The 14,877-nt window shown below is 67.4% G+C and carries 16 protein-coding genes and 1 pseudogene; 6 read left to right on the top strand and 11 right to left on the bottom strand.

Features of this window, described 5'->3' with window-relative positions:
• Nucleotides 1-88: 88 nt before the first annotated feature.
• The 3 genes from pta to ACXI0U_RS19040 are packed head-to-tail and all read right to left on the bottom strand — an operon-like array spanning nucleotide 89 to nucleotide 3,660.
• Nucleotides 89-2,167, bottom strand: coding sequence for a phosphate acetyltransferase (pta, locus tag ACXI0U_RS19050; RefSeq protein ID WP_479550688.1), 2,079 nt, complete (start codon nucleotides 2,165-2,167; stop codon nucleotides 89-91).
• 9 nt (nucleotides 2,168-2,176) lie between these two features.
• Complete coding sequence (locus tag ACXI0U_RS19045) at nucleotides 2,177-3,361, bottom strand: acetate kinase (protein ID WP_479550687.1); 1,185 nt, start codon at nucleotides 3,359-3,361, stop codon at nucleotides 2,177-2,179.
• Nucleotides 3,361-3,660: a DUF3565 domain-containing protein gene (locus ACXI0U_RS19040; protein WP_021222298.1), complete on the bottom strand. Its 300-nt coding sequence runs from the start codon at nucleotides 3,658-3,660 to the stop codon at nucleotides 3,361-3,363. The genes ACXI0U_RS19045 and ACXI0U_RS19040 overlap by 1 nt, the downstream gene beginning before the upstream one ends.
• Here ACXI0U_RS19040 and ACXI0U_RS19035 point away from each other — a divergent pair.
• From ACXI0U_RS19035 to ACXI0U_RS19015, 5 genes are all read left to right on the top strand, one after another.
• Nucleotides 3,659-4,144, top strand: coding sequence for an FKBP-type peptidyl-prolyl cis-trans isomerase (locus tag ACXI0U_RS19035; protein ID WP_021222299.1), 486 nt, complete (start codon nucleotides 3,659-3,661; stop codon nucleotides 4,142-4,144). The two genes, ACXI0U_RS19040 and ACXI0U_RS19035, sit on opposite strands and share 2 nt — an antisense overlap.
• A 136-nt stretch (nucleotides 4,145-4,280) precedes the next feature.
• Complete coding sequence (locus ACXI0U_RS19030; RefSeq protein ID WP_021222300.1) at nucleotides 4,281-4,763, top strand: glutathione peroxidase; 483 nt, start codon at nucleotides 4,281-4,283, stop codon at nucleotides 4,761-4,763.
• A 537-nt stretch (nucleotides 4,764-5,300) separates the two neighbouring features.
• Nucleotides 5,301-5,891, top strand: a complete 591-nt coding sequence (locus tag ACXI0U_RS19025; RefSeq protein ID WP_031286925.1) for a TetR/AcrR family transcriptional regulator — start codon at nucleotides 5,301-5,303, stop codon at nucleotides 5,889-5,891.
• A gap of 58 nt (nucleotides 5,892-5,949) precedes the next feature.
• Nucleotides 5,950-7,059 (top strand): NADH:flavin oxidoreductase, encoded by a 1,110-nt coding sequence (locus ACXI0U_RS19020; RefSeq protein ID WP_043239903.1) that lies wholly within the window; start codon nucleotides 5,950-5,952, stop codon nucleotides 7,057-7,059.
• Between the two features lie 185 nt (nucleotides 7,060-7,244).
• A complete protein-coding gene (locus ACXI0U_RS19015) occupies nucleotides 7,245-8,204 on the top strand; it encodes a DegV family protein (protein ID WP_043239906.1) in 960 nt (319 codons plus the stop codon).
• Here the strand turns inward: ACXI0U_RS19015 and ACXI0U_RS19010 are convergent, their stop codons facing one another.
• Nucleotides 8,205-9,419, bottom strand: coding sequence for a glycosyltransferase family 4 protein (locus tag ACXI0U_RS19010; RefSeq protein ID WP_479550686.1), 1,215 nt, complete (start codon nucleotides 9,417-9,419; stop codon nucleotides 8,205-8,207).
• A gap of 68 nt (nucleotides 9,420-9,487) precedes the next feature.
• A complete protein-coding gene (gene cysZ / locus ACXI0U_RS19005) occupies nucleotides 9,488-10,237 on the bottom strand; it encodes a sulfate transporter CysZ (protein WP_021217037.1) in 750 nt (249 codons plus the stop codon).
• Between the two features lie 277 nt (nucleotides 10,238-10,514).
• On the opposite strand from cysZ, the gene trxB reads away from it, so the two are divergent.
• Nucleotides 10,515-11,462 (top strand): thioredoxin-disulfide reductase, encoded by a 948-nt coding sequence (gene trxB, locus ACXI0U_RS19000; RefSeq protein ID WP_374978894.1) that lies wholly within the window; start codon nucleotides 10,515-10,517, stop codon nucleotides 11,460-11,462.
• A gap of 115 nt (nucleotides 11,463-11,577) precedes the next feature.
• Here trxB and ACXI0U_RS18995 read toward each other — a convergent pair whose 3' ends face one another.
• The 6 genes and pseudogenes from ACXI0U_RS18995 to folM all read right to left on the bottom strand — a co-directional run bounded on the left by ACXI0U_RS18995 (nucleotide 11,578) and on the right by folM (nucleotide 14,746).
• Entirely contained in the window at nucleotides 11,578-12,180 is a 603-nt protein-coding gene (locus tag ACXI0U_RS18995; RefSeq protein WP_479550685.1) for a putative glycolipid-binding domain-containing protein, read from the bottom strand.
• A 170-nt stretch (nucleotides 12,181-12,350) separates the two neighbouring features.
• Complete coding sequence (locus tag ACXI0U_RS18990) at nucleotides 12,351-12,689, bottom strand: HopJ type III effector protein (RefSeq protein WP_021217034.1); 339 nt, start codon at nucleotides 12,687-12,689, stop codon at nucleotides 12,351-12,353.
• Nucleotides 12,686-12,979: a DUF1244 domain-containing protein gene (locus tag ACXI0U_RS18985; RefSeq protein ID WP_021217033.1), complete on the bottom strand. Its 294-nt coding sequence runs from the start codon at nucleotides 12,977-12,979 to the stop codon at nucleotides 12,686-12,688. Before ACXI0U_RS18985 ends, ACXI0U_RS18990 begins: the two co-directional genes overlap by 4 nt.
• A 100-nt stretch (nucleotides 12,980-13,079) precedes the next feature.
• Nucleotides 13,080-13,451 carry a dihydroneopterin triphosphate 2'-epimerase gene (gene folX / locus ACXI0U_RS18980; protein WP_031286921.1) on the bottom strand — a complete coding sequence of 124 codons (372 nt, stop codon included), beginning with the start codon at nucleotides 13,449-13,451 and terminating at the stop codon, nucleotides 13,080-13,082.
• A 2-nt stretch (nucleotides 13,452-13,453) separates the two neighbouring features.
• On the bottom strand, nucleotides 13,454-14,014 hold the full coding sequence (gene folE / locus ACXI0U_RS18975; protein WP_021217031.1) for a GTP cyclohydrolase I FolE: 561 nt from the start codon (nucleotides 14,012-14,014) through the stop codon (nucleotides 13,454-13,456).
• A 22-nt stretch (nucleotides 14,015-14,036) separates the two neighbouring features.
• Nucleotides 14,037-14,746, bottom strand: a pseudogene (gene folM / locus ACXI0U_RS18970) (dihydromonapterin reductase).
• Nucleotides 14,747-14,877: the final 131 nt, after the last annotated feature.

The following is a 14,877-nucleotide window of genomic DNA, read 5'->3' as shown; positions in this document are numbered from 1 at the left end:
TGGCACAGGTTAACGCCTGTTCACTGAACTGCAAGCGGCAAGGGTGACCGCCCGGTCGGGCAGCGCGGCCACCCGCCGGGCAGGGTGCTCAGTCGCGGGTCGCCGCCTGGATGGCGGTGAGGGCGATGGTGTAGACGATGTCGTCCACCAGGGCGCCGCGGGAGAGGTCGTTCACCGGTTTGCGCAGGCCCTGCAGCATGGGGCCGACGCTGACCACCTGAGCGCTGCGCTGCACCGCCTTGTAGGTGGTGTTGCCGGTGTTCAGGTCGGGGAACACGAACACCGTGGCATGGCCGGCCACCGGGCTGTTGGGGGCCTTCTGCCGGCCGACGCTGTCGATGGCGGCGGCGTCGTACTGCAGCGGCCCGTCGATCAGCAGGTCGGGGCGTGCGGCGCGGGCCAGGCGGGTGGCTTCGCGCACCTTCTCCACTTCCTCGCCACTGCCGGAGTCGCCGGTGGAATAGCTGATCATCGCCACCTTGGGCTCGATGCCGAAGGCGGCGGCCGAGTCGGCGCTCTGCAGGGCGATCTCCGCCAGCTCGGCGGCGCTCGGGTCGGGGTTCACCGCGCAGTCGCCATAGACCACCACCTGCTCCGGCAGGAGCATGAAGAACACCGAGGACACCAGCTTGTAGCCGGGCGCGGTCTTGATCAGCTGCAGGGCCGGGCGAATGGTGTTGGCGGTGGTGTGCACGGCGCCGGAGACCAGGCCGTCCACCTCGCCCAGGGCCAGCATCATGGTGCCCAGCACCACGCTGTCCTCCAGCTGCGCAGCGGCCATGGGGGCGTTGAGGCCCTTGCCCTGGCGCAGCTCGACCATGGGCTCGACGTAGCGCGGGCGCACCAGGTCCGGGTCGAGGATCTCCAGCCCCTCGGGCAGCACGATGCCCTGGGCGACGGCCACCGCCTGCACCTCCTCGGGCTTGGCCAGCAGCACGCAGCGGGCGATGCCCCGCGCTTGGCAGATGGCGGCAGCCTGCACGGTGCGCGGCTCGGCGCCTTCGGGCAGGACGATGCGCTTGTCGGCCAGCTGCGCGCGCTTGACCAACTGGTGGCGGAAGGCCGGGGGCGACAGACGCAGCTCGCGCGGGGTGCCGCAGCGGTCGCGCAGCCAATCCTGGTCGAGGAAGCGGGCGACGAACTCGGTGACCTTCTCCGCGCGCTCGCGGTCGTCCACCGGGATTTCCTTGTTCATGCGGTTGAGGTTGGTGGCCGTGTCGTAGGAGCCGGTGGCCACGGCCAGCACCGGCAGGCCGCCCTGCAGGGCGCCGCGGCACAGTTCCATGATGCGCGGGTCCGGCGGGAAGTCGCTGCACAGCAGCAGGCCGGCCAGGGGCACGCCGTTCATGGCGGCCAGGCTGGCGGCGAGGATGATGTCGTCGCGGTCCCCCGGGGTCACCACCAGCACACCGGGCTTGAGCAGCGGCACGGTGTTGGGCACGGCGCGGGCGCAGAGGACGATGGTCTGCACCCGGCGCTGTTCGTAGTCACCGGCGTTGATCACCCGCGCGCCCAGCAGGTCGGCCACGTCGCGTGTGCGTGCGGCGTTCAGCTCGTCTTCCCAGGGGATGCAGCCGAGCAGGCGGAAGTCGTCGCTGCGCAGGAGCGAGGAGTTCTCGCGGATCTGCTCGGCGAAGTCCGCCTCGCGCACCTTGTTGAGGATCACCCCGAGCACCTTGGGGTCGCGCGGCCCGCCGAACAACTGGGCCTGGATCTCGATGCGGTCGGAGAGCTCGGTGATGGTTTCGTTTTCCGGGGCCGAGACCAGGATCACCTCGGCGTCCAGGCTCTTGGCCAGGTGGAAGTTGACCCGTGCCGCGTAGCTGGCGTGGCGGGTGGGCACCATGCCTTCGACTATCACCACGTCCTTGCCTTCGGCGGCCTGCTGGTAGCGGCTGACGATCTCTTCCAGTAGCTCGTCGAGCTGGCCGTCGCCGAGCATGCGCTCGACCTGGGACAGCTCCAGCGCCTTGGGCGCGGTGAGGCCGTGGGTGCGCGCGATCAGTTCGCTGGAGCGCTCGGGGCCGCGGTCGCCCGGGTGGTGCTGGGCGATGGGCTTGTAGAAGCCGACCTTGAGGCCGGCCAGCTCCAGGGCACGGACCAGGCCCAGGCTGATGGAGGTGAGGCCGACGCCGAAACCGGTGGGGGCGATGAAGAATGTATGCATGGAGCCGCCTTAGTTGAGCAGGGCGAGGGTGTCGAGGGCGATCTGCCGCTCCTCGTTGGTCGGGACCACGAGGATGCGCGTATGACCGTATTTGTGGATCGGGCCGGCGATGCCACGGATGCAGCGGGCGTTGGCTTCCTTGTCGATGGCCAGGTCGAAGAGCTTCAGGTGCGTCACCGTCTTGCTGCGGATCAGCGGCGAGTTCTCGCCGATGCCGCCGGTGAAGATCAGACCGTCCAGCTGGGGCAGGGCGCAGCTCATGGCCGCGAGGCTCTTGGCCAGGCGGTAGCAGAACACCTCGATGGCCAGGGTGGCGCCGGGGTGGCCCTGCTCGCGGGCCTGTTCCAGGGCACGCATGTCGTTGGAGAGCCCGGACAGCCCCTTGAGGCCGCTCTCGCTGTTGAGCACGCGGGTGATCTCTTCGAGGCTCCAGCCCAGGGTGCTGGCCAGGTGGCTGTGCAGGTTGGGGTCGATGTCGCCGCTGCGGGTGCCCATCGCCAGGCCTTCGAGGGGCGTCAGGCCCATGCTGGTGTCGCGGCTCTGGCCGTCGACGATGGCGCAGGTGGAGCAGCCGTTGCCCAGGTGCGCCGAGAGCCAGCTGCTGTCGCCGATGGACAGCCCGGCGATCTCCGCCGCGCGGTGGCTGACGTAGCGGTGGCTGGTGCCGTGGAAGCCGTAGCGGCGCACGCCGTGGTCGCGGTAAAGGTGTTCCGGAACGGCGTAACGGTAGGCGTGCTCGGGCAGGCTCTGGTGGAAGGAGGTGTCGAACACCGCCACCTGGGGCAACTGCGGGTAGACGCTCATGGCGGCCTCTATGCCCTGCAGCGCCGCCGGGTTGTGCAGCGGGGCAAGGGGGGCGATGGCGCGGATCGCCGCGATCACCTCGTTATCCAGGCGGCGCGCCGAGGTGAAGCGCTCGCCGCCGTGCACCACGCGGTGGCCGATGCCGTGCAACTTGCCGCCGGTGGCCGCCTGCACCAGGGGCAGCAACTGCGACAGGGCGACGCGGTAATCACCGTTGGGAATCATCAGGCTGTCCTTGTCGCCGCCACGCTGCCAGCGCAGTTCGGCGTCGCGGCTGCCCAGGCGCTCGGCGATGCCGAACAGGGGGAACTGCGAATGGGCCTCGCTGACCAGGGCGAACTTGATCGACGAACTGCCACAGTTGATCACCAGAATGTTGCGTGAGGGCATCATTGCTCCTTGGTTGGTTCGGGGTCCGCGCCACGGGCGCACCAGCCGCAGGAAAAGGGCTGTCCACGCCGTGCTTCGCGTTGTGCCGGGTCCAGCACCCAGGCGCGCGACTGCCAGGGCGGCTGGTGGCGCAGGTGCTGGGTATGGCCGCAGGACAAGACTGCCACCCAATGGCCTTCGTCATCCTGGCGGAAGTCAAGTAAGCGTACGATCCGTCCGTCAGCCTTCGGGTCGCAATCGGCCGTCTTGGCAGTTAGACTTGCACGTTCTTCAATCTTCTCCAAAAGGTCTTGCACCATGCTGATTGCCGCCAACAAGGCTGTCTCCATCGACTATACGCTCACCAACGACGCCGGTGAGGTCATCGACAGCTCCGCTGGCGGCGCGCCGCTGGTGTACCTGCACGGTTCCGGCAACATCATCGTCGGCCTGGAAAAGGCCCTCGAAGGCAAGCAGGCCGGTGATGCGATCAAGGTCGCCATCGAACCGGAAGATGCCTACGGCGAATACAGCGCCGAACTGGTTGCCACCCTCAGCCGCGCTATGTTTGAAGGCGTCGATCAGCTGGAAGTCGGCATGCAGTTCCATGCGTCCGGCCCGGACGGCGGCATGCAGATCGTCACCATCCGCGACATCGATGGCGACGATGTGACCGTCGACGGCAACCACCCGCTGGCCGGCCAGCGCCTGAGCTTCGACGTGAAAGTGGTCAACGTGCGTGAAGCCAGCGCCGAAGAGATCGCCCACGGCCATATCCATGGCGAAGGCGGTCACCACCACTGATCGGCGGGCAGCCAGGCGACTTGCGGCAACGCTCGGTCGCCTCGGGGCTGCTAAGCTCTGATCAACCGAAAAGGCGCCCACGGGCGCCTTTTTTGTCCCGCTGCGATGTTCCCTTGCGACGATCCAGGAGTTTGTCATGAGTGCATTCCACGACCTCAACCTGCGTGCCCTCGACGGTCAGGAGCTGCCTCTGGCGCCCTACAAGGGGCAGGTGGTTCTGGTGGTCAACGTCGCCTCCAAGTGCGGGCTGACACCGCAATATGCCGGGCTGGAAAAGCTCCACCAGCAGTACCGCGACAAGGGTTTCACCGTGCTCGGCTTGCCGTGCAACCAGTTCGCCGGCCAGGAGCCTGGCAGCGAAGACGAAATCCGCGAGTTCTGCAGCCTCAACTATGGCGTGAGCTTCCCCCTGGGCAGCAAGCTGGAGGTCAACGGCCCCGGCCGTCATCCGCTGTATCGCCTGCTGGCGGGCGAGGGCGCCGAATTCCCCGGTGACATCACCTGGAATTTCGAGAAGTTCCTCGTCGGCCAGGACGGCCGCGTGCTCGCCCGCTTCTCCCCGCGCACCGCCCCGGACGACCCGGCCCTGGTGCTGGCCATCGAGAAGGCGCTGGGCTGAGGCGCTCCTTCCCCTGATGGCGGGACCTGCGTAGGGTGGATGGCGCTTTTTCATCCACCAGGCGGTGCTGCAGGAAAGCGCCGGAGATTGGCAGTCCTGCGGCCTGCTTGGCGACTGAAGTCGCCCCTACATGGGCCGTGGTGGGGCTTGTAGGTCGGGTGCAACCCGACAACGCCGCACCCACCCTTCGCGGGTTTCACCCGCCCTACGGCCTGAAGTCGCCCCTACATGAGTCGTGATTGGGCGGCACATTCCGTGGGAGCGAATTCATTCGCGATGGAGCCCCCAGTCGCTCGCAGCCAGGTGCCGGCGAGGGGTCTTTCGCGGCTGAAGCCGCTCCCACAGGGGGCTCGCAGCGGGGCCGAACATCGCTGCGTTGGGCCTCGCTGCCCTCGGCGCCAACCTACAACGCCCCAACCGCCCTTACCTTCACGACAGGTCATTACCGCCGGGTAAGGCGCGCCTGCTTTCTGACCCAAAATCACCCTGATCAATAGTGCTGTGCCGAGCGAGACGACCGGTCATATGCTCGGCGCCATGAACAGCATCCGACTCGACAAACGTGACCTGATCCTGGCCAAGGGCACCGGCGTGATGACCCGCGCGGGCTACCACGGTACCGGCGTGCAGGAGATCGTCCAGGCAGCGGGGATTCCCAAGGGGTCCTTCTACCACTACTTCGCCAGCAAGGAAGATTTCGCCCTGCAGGCGCTGGACTACCTCTACTCGCCGCGCCTGGAGCGCTACGCCCAGGCCCTGTCCGATCCGGCGAAGAGCCCGGCCCAGCGCATCCTCGACTACTACGGTGAGCTGGTCAGCCATTTCACCCGCCACGAGAAGCTGGAGTACCACTGCTTCATCGGCAGCCTGAGCTTCGAGATGGCCGAGCTGTCGCCCGCCATCGGTGCCCAGGTGGACGCCATCCTGCAGCGCTCGGCGGACATCCTCCAGGCCTGCCTGGAAGAGGCCCAGCGTGCCGGTGAGCTGCCGGCGGACGAGGACTGCGCCAACCTCGCCGGTTTCATCGCCAACGCCTGGCAGGGCGTGCTCACCCGCCTCAAGGTCGGTGCCGGCGCCCGGCCGCTGTTCGATTTCATGACCCGCCTGCAGCGCCTGCTGCGGGTGTGACCCCTAAAAAGCCCATAAACGAGACGACCGGTCACTTGGCCGGAATCAGGAGACCCCGATGACCGCATCCGCAGACGCCCTGTTCGCCCCCTTCCGCCTCGGCGCCCTCGAGCTGCCGACCCGTGTGGTGATGGCGCCCATGACCCGCTCCTTCTCCCCGGGCGGCGTGCCCACCGAGCAGGTGGTCGAGTACTACCGCCGTCGCGCTGCCGCCGGCGTCGGCCTGATCGTCACCGAAGGCACCACCATCGGCCATCAGGCCGCCAACGGTTACCCCCACGTCCCGCGCTTCTATGGCGAAGACGCCCTGGCCGGCTGGAAGACCGTGGTCGACGCCGTGCACGCCGAAGGCGGCAAGATCGTCCCGCAGCTGTGGCACGTGGGTAACGTCCGCCGCCTGGGCACCGAGCCGGACGCCAGCGTTCCCGGCTACGGCCCGAGCGAGAAGCTCAAGGACGGCCAGGTGGTGGTCCACGGCATGACCCAGCAGGACATCGACGACGTCGTCGCCGCCTACGCCCAGGCCGCCCGTGACGCCAAGGCCATCGGCATGGACGGCGTCGAACTGCACGGCGCCCACGGCTACCTGATCGACCAGTTCTTCTGGGAAGGTACCAACCAGCGCACCGACGGTTACGGTGGCGACCTGGCCCAGCGCTCGCGCTTCGCCATCGAAGTGGTCAAGGCCGTGCGCGAGGCCGTCGGCCCCGACTACCCGATCATCTTTCGCTTCTCCCAGTGGAAGCAGCAGGACTACACCGCCCGCCTGGTGCAGACCGCCGAAGAACTGGGCGCCTTCCTCAAGCCGCTGTCCGATGCCGGCGTGGATATCTTCCACTGCTCCACCCGCCGCTTCTGGGAGCCGGAGTTCGAAGGCTCCGACCTCAACCTGGCCGGCTGGACCCGCAAGCTCACCGGCAAGCCCACCATCACCGTCGGCAGCGTCGGCCTGGATGGCGAGTTCCTGCAGTTCATGGTCAAGACCGACAAGGTCGCCCAGCCGGCCAATATCGAAGGCCTGCTGGAACGCCTGAACAATGAGGAATTCGACCTGGTGGCCGTGGGCCGCGCCCTGCTGGTGGACCCGGACTGGGCGACCAAGGTCCGCGAAGGCCGCATGCAGGACATCCTGCCGTTCAGCCGCGACGCCCTGACCAGCCTGGTCTGAGCATTCGTCCCCCGGTGCGTCGGCCCTGCCGGCGCACCCATTTCCAGCCCCGTCTCGTGCGGGGCTTTTTTATGCCTGCGAGCCGGTGAAACCCTCAATCGGTTGGGCTGACTTGCGGGCGGGCAAGGCGCAAGGTCGCGAACATCACAACAAGCGCCGGTTCACCGGCCGAAGGAGTAGTCGTCATGCGCACTGGACTGGTAGTGGATGCCACTTGTGACCTGCCTCAGGAATTCCTCGCTGCCCACGGCATCCGTGTGCTGCCCATCCGTATCCACCTGGGGCGCGAGGCCCTGGTGGACCGCCGTGTACCCGAGGCCACCCGGCAGTTCTACGCCGAGCAGCTGGCCAAGGTCGGCCCGGAGGACCACAGCGACGCGCTGTCGGTGGCGGAGATGCAGCAGTGGTTCCTCGAAGAGCTGGTCACCGCCTACGACCATGTCATCTGCCTGACCATCTCCAGCCTGCGCAGCCCGATCTTCGAGCACGCCACCCAGGCCTCCTTCAGCCTGCTCCAGCACTACCGCGAACGCCGCGCCGAGGCTGGCCTCAACAGCCCCTTCGCCATGCGCGTGGTGGATGGCCGCAGCATGTTCGCCGGCAGCGCCGTACTGGCTGCCGAGGCGGCCCGGCTGGTCGCCGCCGGCGGCCACCCGAGCGCGGTGCGGGCGCGGCTGGAACAACTTTCGGAGAGCGTCTGCACCTTCCTCATCGCCGACGACCTCGGCCACCTGCGCCGCCGTGGTTTCCAGAAGGGCGAGCGTGGCGGCCTGCTCGACCGTATGCGCGGCGCAGCCCTGGGGCTGGGCTCGCTGCTGGATGTGAAACCGGTGATCAGCGTGCAGCAGGGCGAGGACAAGCCGGTGTCCCTGGCGCCGAGCTTCGAGCGCGCGGCGGAGAAGCTGCTGGCCCATGCCACCGCCCAGGTGCTGGCGGGCGAGTTGCTGGCGCCGCAGCTGTGCCTGAGCTACGCCGGGGACCTCTCGGTGGTGCGCGACCTGCCGGGCTTCGCCCAGCTGGAATCGGTGTGTGCCCAGCGCGAGGTGAACCTGCAGGTGGCGATGCTCAGCCCCACCGGTGCCATCAACCTCGGCAGGGGCGCGCTGAGCCTGGCCTTTGCCGCACCGGCCCGGCCTTTCGGCTGATCAGCGCTGGAGGCGGTCCAGCCCCGCTGTCACGCGGGGTTCGGGCAGCGCCTGGTGGACATCGTGCAGGTGCTGTTCGAACTGCTGGATGATCGCCTCCCAGCCCTGGCGGCCCGCATGCTGGCGCGCGTTCAGGCGCACCCGGCGCAGGGTTTCGCTGTCTTCCAGCAGCCAGCAGGCGGCATCGCTGAAGGTCACCGGCACGTCCGGCATCGCCAGGGCGCCGTTGTGGCCGTGGCGGATGTGCTGCGCCGCCGCGGCCTGGTCGAAGGCCACCACGCCGAGCCCGGAGGCGAGGGCTTCGAGCACCACGTTGCCGAAGGTTTCGGAGAGGCTGGGGAACAGGAACAGGTCGCTGGAGGCGTAGTGCCTGGCTAGCTCCTCGCCCCGCTGCAGGCCGAGGAACAGGGCCTCGGGCAGCTCTGCCTGGAGCTGTGCGCGCTGCGGCCCGTCGCCCACCAGGATCAGCCGCATGGTCTTCTGTGGATACGCCTGCTGCAGGGCGTGGAAGGTCGGGCCGAGCAGCCTGAGGTTCTTCTCCGGGGCCAGGCGGCCGACATGCAGCACGGCGATATCGTCCGGCCCCAGGCCCCAGGATTCCCGCAGCGCCGCGCAGCGCCTGGCGGGGTTGAACAGCCGGCCGTCGACCCCGCGGGAAAGCAGGGCCAGGCGCTCGAAGCCACGGCGCTGCAGCTCCTCGCGCTGGCTGGCGCTGGGCACCAGGGTCAGTTGCGAGGCGTTGTGGAACCAGCGCAGGTAGTTGGTCATCAGGCGGGTCAGCAGGCCGACGCCGTAGTGCCCGGTGTATTGCTGGAAATTGGTGTGGAAACCGCTGATCGCCGGGATGCCCAGGCGCCGCGCGGCACGCAGGGCGGAGAGGCCGAGCGGGCCTTCGGTGGCGATGTAGAGCACGTCCGGGCGCTTGCGCTTCCAGCGCGCGATCAGCTTGTGCAGGCTCGACTGGCCCCATTGCAGGCCGGGGTAACCGGGCAGCGGCCAGCCGCGCACCAGCAGCAGTTCGTCGCTGCTCTTCACGCCCTGGTCGCAGGCCTGGCGCGGGCGCACCAGCTGCAGGCGGTGGCCACGGGCGCGCAAGCCGTCGCACAGGCGCGCCAGGGTGTTGGCAACGCCGTTGATCTCCGGCAGGAAGGTTTCGCTGATCAGCGAGATGTTCAGGGGCAGCAGGCTCATGGATGCAGTGTCGAACAGCGCCATGTAGCCAGTGTGAAATTTGTATGACGACTGGGTGACAGCCCCGGCGCCAGTGGCCGGGGCGGAGGGATTCAGGCCTGCGGCAGGGCCTTTTCGCCGCCTTCGCGCACCCAGAACAGGGTGGCGCCGGCGACGGCGGCGGGCATCATCACGATGTTGACGAAGGGGATCAGCAGCGCCAGGTACACCGAGCCGCCGAAACCCAGGCTCTGCCAGCGTTTTTCGCGCAGCCAGGCGAGCATTTCGTTCCAGCCCAGCTTGTGGTTGTCCGCTGGGTAGTCGATGTACTGCACCGCCATCATCCACACGCCGAAAAGGAACCACAGCGGTGTCGCCACCAGGTTCACCCCGGGGATGAAGCTGAGGATCAGCAGGCCGATGGCCCGTGGCAGGAAGTAGCCCAGCTTGCGCAGTTCGCGGCCCACGGTGCGCGGCACCATGGCGGTGAGTTCGGCCCAGCTGAAGGGGGGGAAATCATCCTGGCCACGCACCACCACTTCCACCTTCTCGGCGAGGAAGCCGTTGAAGGGCGCGGCGATGATGTTGGCGATCATGGTGAAGCTGAAGAACACCATCAGCAGCACCAGGATCACGAACAGCGGCCAGATCAGGTATTCGAGAAAGCTCGCCCAGCTCGGCAGGCTGGGCATGAAGGCTTCGACCCAGCCGCTGAACTGCTGCATGGCGAAGCCGATCAGGGCGATGAACAGCACCAGGTTGAGGGTCAGCGGCAGCAGCACGAACAGGCGCAGGCCTGGGCTGAGGATGAGTTTCAGGCCTTCGCCGAGGTATTGCGGGCCGGACAGGGCGGGGGCGGGCATCGAGGGCTCCAGAGAGTGGACATGGCGCGACCTTACCGGCTTTGCGTGACCGGTAAAAGCGCCTGAGTCGCGCTTCCCACCGAGCGATAGGACGGCCCTATGGTCGGGATAAGGAATACACATTTCCCGGCCCCCGGGGCGCTCGGTAGCCTTGCCAGCAATTTCGGGGCTCCGGCAGTCGCCAGGCCGGCCCCACCGGTTCGCGAGATCGCTGCATTCCTGAAAGCCTTCCCCAAGTGCCCGCAGCGATCTCCTTTTATTTCACGAGGTGTCATCCATGTCCGCCACGCGCCATTCACGGGTCATCATCCTCGGCTCCGGCCCCGCCGGTTACAGCGCCGCCGTCTATGCCGCGCGCGCCAACCTCAAGCCGCTGCTGATCACCGGCATGCAGGCCGGCGGCCAGCTGACCACCACCACCGAAGTCGACAACTGGCCCGGCGACCCCCATGGCCTCACCGGCCCGGCGCTGATGCAGCGTATGCAGGAGCACGCCGAGCGCTTCGAGACCGAGATCGTCTTCGACCACATCAATGCCGTGGACCTGGCCGGCAGGCCCTTCACCCTGCGCGGTGACAGCGGCACCTACACCTGCGACGCGCTGATCATCGCCACCGGCGCCAGCGCCCGTTACCTGGGGCTGCCCTCGGAGGAGCGCTTCATGGGCAAGGGCGTGTCCGCCTGCGCCACCTGCGACGGCTTCTTCTACCGCAACCGCGAAGTGGCGGTGGTGGGCGGCGGCAACACCGCCGTGGAAGAGGCGCTGTACCTGGCCAATATCGCCAGCAAGGTGACCCTGGTGCACCGCCGCGAGACCTTCCGCGCCGAGAAGATCCTCCAGGACAAGCTCAAGGCGCGCATCGCCGAGGGCCGCATCGTGCTCAAGCTCAACGCCCAGGTGGATGAGGTGCTGGGCGACGACATGGGCGTGACCGGCGTGCGCCTGCGCAACCACGACGGCAGCGCCGATGAGCTGAAGGTGGACGGCCTGTTCGTCGCCATCGGCCATACGCCCAACACTTCGCTGTTCGAGGGCCAGCTGACCCTGCGCGACGGCTACCTGGTGGTCAACGGCGGCCGTGACGGCAACGCCACCGCCACCAACATCCCCGGTGTGTTCGCGGCGGGCGACGTGGCCGACCACGTGTACCGCCAGGCCATCACCTCGGCCGGTGCCGGCTGCATGGCGGCGCTGGATGTGGAGCGCTACCTCGACGAGGCCTGATGAATCAGACTGTCCGGGTGTTGAGCCTCGCCGCGCTCGGCGCCAGCCTACGGTTGCTCGTCATCCACGTGAACAAAAAGCCCCGCTTCGGCGGGGCTTTTTCATGGCGGGTGATTCACACCAGTGTGCTGATGGGCAGCTCGTCCAGGGTCAGGGTGCGGGCGGCGAGGCGCAGGAACTGGTCGGTGGCCTTGAGCACCAGGCCGTTGCGGTCGAGGGCCAGCTCGCTGCTGTGGCGGCCCTGGGGTTCGCAGCGGTAGAGGGTCTGCTCCCCTTGCTGGCGCAGGCATTGATAGCGTTGGCCACGGGCCTGCACGGCGAGGCTGGGCAGGTCGATGAAGGCGACCTGGAGCTCTTCGCTCTGGCCGCATTCGAGGGCGCTGCGCTGCAGGATCGGTGTGTGGGCGAAGGGGCTGGCGGAGAGCAGCACCTGCTGGCAGGCGTCGAGGTCGCCGCGCGGCTGGCCGTCCAGGCGCCACTGGCCACGGATGTCGCGCTGCAGGCGCAGGCTGCTCTGGCCGTGGTTGTCGACCTTTATCCACAGGCTGCGGAAGCGCCAGCAGGGGTCGTAGTCGAGCACGTAGGTGGCGGCGAAACTCTGCCCGCCGGCGCTCAGCATCAAATGGCTGCTGGCATGAATGCCCGCGGCATCGATATGCAGACGCAGGTTCTCGATGCCGGGGTTGGTCCAGGGTTTCCACACGAGGGTCTGTTGCATCCATGCGACTCCGAAACTGCACGGGAAGGGGCACGCACAACGGGCGTATATGCGTAGGACACCGTCCCTGGTGTTCCCGTTACGTCGCGCAGGATACGTTGTTCCCTTTGTGACGTATGTCAGCCTTTTCTGACAGATGAACGGCGCTGCGAGCGCCGTTCCGACCCGCCTCAGGCCTTGCGCTTGAGCGGCTCGCCGTCGAGGCGCACACCGGCCAGGCCGGTTTCCATCAGGGCGCGGATGTTGCCGTGGTCACTGCCTTCCGGGGTGGCGAGCACCGCGCGGTAGTGCTCGCCGAAGGCCAGCAGCGCTTCGTCCAGGCCCAGGCCTTCGAGCAGGACCAGGCCGAGGGTCTTGCAGGAGCCCTCGTTCTGGCCGGCGGCGTTCTCCACCTTGCCGTTGACGAAGGCGGTGGGCTGGTAGTCGTAGCCCTCGGCGATGAACGCCAGGGTGTCGGCGAAGGCGTGCTGGCCACTACGCAGGCGGGCGCGGAAATCGATCAGGGTCATTCTTTGTTCGCTTTGTTGAAGGCCGCTTGCTGCTCGGCACTGGCTTCTTTCTGGTACTTGGTTTTCCACTCGGCATAGGGCATGCCGTAGATCTCTTCGCGGGCCCGGTCCGGGGTGACCTCGACACCGAGGTCGTCGGCGGCGGCCTTGTACCACTTGGACAGGCAGTTGCGGCAGAAGCCGGCTAGGTTCATCAGGTCGATGTTCTGCACGTCCGGGCGGCTGCGCAAATGCTGGACCAGCTGGCGGAAGGCGGCGGCTTCGAGTTCGAGGCGTTCTTGCTCGTTCATCGCAGGTTCTCCTGGGCTCGGGATGGCGGGGCGTCGGGATGATATGAGCGGCTCCCGGCGGCGGCAATGCCCGGCGAGTGGCCGGGCATCACGGGTTCTGTCAGCGGTGGCCGGCGAGGGTGATGGACACCGATTCGGCGAAACGCAGGGCGTGGGGCTTGTCCACTTCCACTTCGGCGTAGCGCACGCTGGGGTTGGCCATGACCAGGTCGAGAATCTCCTGGGTCAGGCGCTCCAGCAGGGCGAAGCGGTTCTCTTCGACGTGGCGGATGATCGCCTTGGTGATGGTGCGGTAGTTCAGCGCGTGCTCGATGTCGTTGCCTTCCACGGCCTCCACGGCGGGGTAGAGGATGGTCAGGTTGATCAGCACGTCCTGCTTGTTGAGGATCTCTTCTTCCTTGATCCCGATGAAGGTGCGCAGGCGCAGGTCCTTGACGCGGATTCGCGCCATTCCGGGCTCCAGTCGCGGCATTGTTACTTGCTCCGTCCAATCAGTTGCAGGAATTCGTGGCGGGTGGTCGAGCTCTCGCGGAAGGCGCCGAGCATCACCGAGGTGAGCATCTGCGAGTTCTGCTTCTCCACGCCACGCATCATCATGCACATGTGCTGGGCCTCGATGACCACGGCGACGCCGGCGGCGCCGGTCACGCTCTGGATCGCCTCGGCGATCTGCCGGGTGAGGTTCTCCTGGATCTGCAGGCGCCGCGCGAACATGTCGACGATGCGCGCCACCTTGGACAGCCCCAGCACCTTGCCGGTGGGAATGTACGCCACATGGGCCTTGCCGATGAAGGGCAGCAGGTGGTGCTCGCAGAGGGAATAGAGCTCGATGTCCCGCACGATGACCATCTCGTCGTTGTCGGACGCGAACAGCGCACCGTTGACGATCTCGTCCAGAGATTGCTCGTAGCCGTGGCACAGGTAGCGCATGGCCTTGGCGGCGCGCTTGGGGGTGTCCAGCAGGCCTTCGCGCTGCGGGTCTTCGCCCAGGCCGAGAAGGATTTCCCGGTAATGGTGGGGCAGTTGTTCGCTCATCGATGGTTTCCTCGCGGCCGCCTCACTTGAGGTGACGGCCACCGTTCAGTGTCAGGGTGGTGCCGGTGACGTAGGGGGTGTCCAGCAGGTAGCGCAGGCCCTGGTAGACCACCTCGGCGCCCGGCTCGATGCCCAGCGCGGATTTGGCCAGGGTCTTCTCGCGGTACGCCGCGTCGTCGTTGTCGTTGAACATCACCAGCGCCGGCGCGATGCCGTTGACCTTGATGGCCGGGGCGTAGCGCGCGGCGAAGGAGAGGGTGAGGTTGTCCAGCCCGGCCTTGCTGGCGCAGTAGGCGATGCGCTTCTCGCTGCCCTTGCGCGCCACGTCGTCGCTGATGTGGACGATGTCGGCCGGGCCGCCGTGGCGCAGCAGCGCTTCGGCATGCAGGTTGATCAGGTAGGGCGCCAGCATGTGCACGCTGAACATCCGCTGGAAGGCCTCGGCTTCGTGGCCGGGGGCTTCGGTGAGCCAGTCGGAGGCGTTGTGCACGATGGCCCGCAGGTGCGGGGTGGCGGCCTTGAGACGTTCGATGAAGGCGAGGATCCCGGCTTCATCCGAGAAGTCCGCCGCGATCACGCAGGCCCCGCGTCACGCAGGCGGTGCACGCTATCGCGCTCGGTGCGGTAGCTGATGATCACCGGCTGGCCGTCGTCCAGCAGGCGCTCGGCGCAATGCAGGCCCACGCGCTGGCTGGCGCCGGTGATCAGGATGGGAGCGGCCGAAGGGCTCATGAGGGGCCTCGAGGCAGGACGATGCCCGGGGAGGGGCGGAATGCTGAAAACTTATACCAGAAGCCCGTATTTGTACAATTGTTGGCGCCGCAAAAATACGGATTCCGACTGTGATTTCAGCCAAGGCCTTG

It is taken from the genome of Pseudomonas sp. C9D1 (assembly GCF_056491235.1).
This window is presented reverse-complemented; position numbering and strand designations above follow the sequence as displayed.

What these genes read in the sequence shown, in the direction of transcription:
- pta (WP_479550688.1), bottom strand. Translation starts at nt 2,167, where the DNA reads ATGCATACATTCTTCATCGCCCCCACCGGTTTCGGCGTCGGCCTCACC.
- ACXI0U_RS19020 (WP_043239903.1), top strand. Translation starts at nt 5,950, where the DNA reads ATGACCGCATCCGCAGACGCCCTGTTCGCCCCCTTCCGCCTCGGCGCC.
- ACXI0U_RS19025 (WP_031286925.1), top strand. Translation starts at nt 5,301, where the DNA reads ATGAACAGCATCCGACTCGACAAACGTGACCTGATCCTGGCCAAGGGC.
- ACXI0U_RS19010 (WP_479550686.1), bottom strand. Translation starts at nt 9,419, where the DNA reads ATGGCGCTGTTCGACACTGCATCCATGAGCCTGCTGCCCCTGAACATC.
- ACXI0U_RS19015 (WP_043239906.1), top strand. Translation starts at nt 7,245, where the DNA reads ATGCGCACTGGACTGGTAGTGGATGCCACTTGTGACCTGCCTCAGGAA.
- folX (WP_031286921.1), bottom strand. Translation starts at nt 13,451, where the DNA reads ATGCCGCGACTGGAGCCCGGAATGGCGCGAATCCGCGTCAAGGACCTG.
- folE (WP_021217031.1), bottom strand. Translation starts at nt 14,014, where the DNA reads ATGAGCGAACAACTGCCCCACCATTACCGGGAAATCCTTCTCGGCCTG.
- ACXI0U_RS19035 (WP_021222299.1), top strand. Translation starts at nt 3,659, where the DNA reads ATGCTGATTGCCGCCAACAAGGCTGTCTCCATCGACTATACGCTCACC.
- trxB (WP_374978894.1), top strand. Translation starts at nt 10,515, where the DNA reads ATGTCCGCCACGCGCCATTCACGGGTCATCATCCTCGGCTCCGGCCCC.
- ACXI0U_RS18995 (WP_479550685.1), bottom strand. Translation starts at nt 12,180, where the DNA reads ATGCAACAGACCCTCGTGTGGAAACCCTGGACCAACCCCGGCATCGAG.
- ACXI0U_RS18985 (WP_021217033.1), bottom strand. Translation starts at nt 12,979, where the DNA reads ATGAACGAGCAAGAACGCCTCGAACTCGAAGCCGCCGCCTTCCGCCAG.
- ACXI0U_RS19030 (WP_021222300.1), top strand. Translation starts at nt 4,281, where the DNA reads ATGAGTGCATTCCACGACCTCAACCTGCGTGCCCTCGACGGTCAGGAG.
- ACXI0U_RS18990 (WP_021217034.1), bottom strand. Translation starts at nt 12,689, where the DNA reads ATGACCCTGATCGATTTCCGCGCCCGCCTGCGTAGTGGCCAGCACGCC.
- ACXI0U_RS19040 (WP_021222298.1), bottom strand. Translation starts at nt 3,660, where the DNA reads ATGGTGCAAGACCTTTTGGAGAAGATTGAAGAACGTGCAAGTCTAACT.
- ACXI0U_RS19045 (WP_479550687.1), bottom strand. Translation starts at nt 3,361, where the DNA reads ATGCCCTCACGCAACATTCTGGTGATCAACTGTGGCAGTTCGTCGATC.
- cysZ (WP_021217037.1), bottom strand. Translation starts at nt 10,237, where the DNA reads ATGCCCGCCCCCGCCCTGTCCGGCCCGCAATACCTCGGCGAAGGCCTG.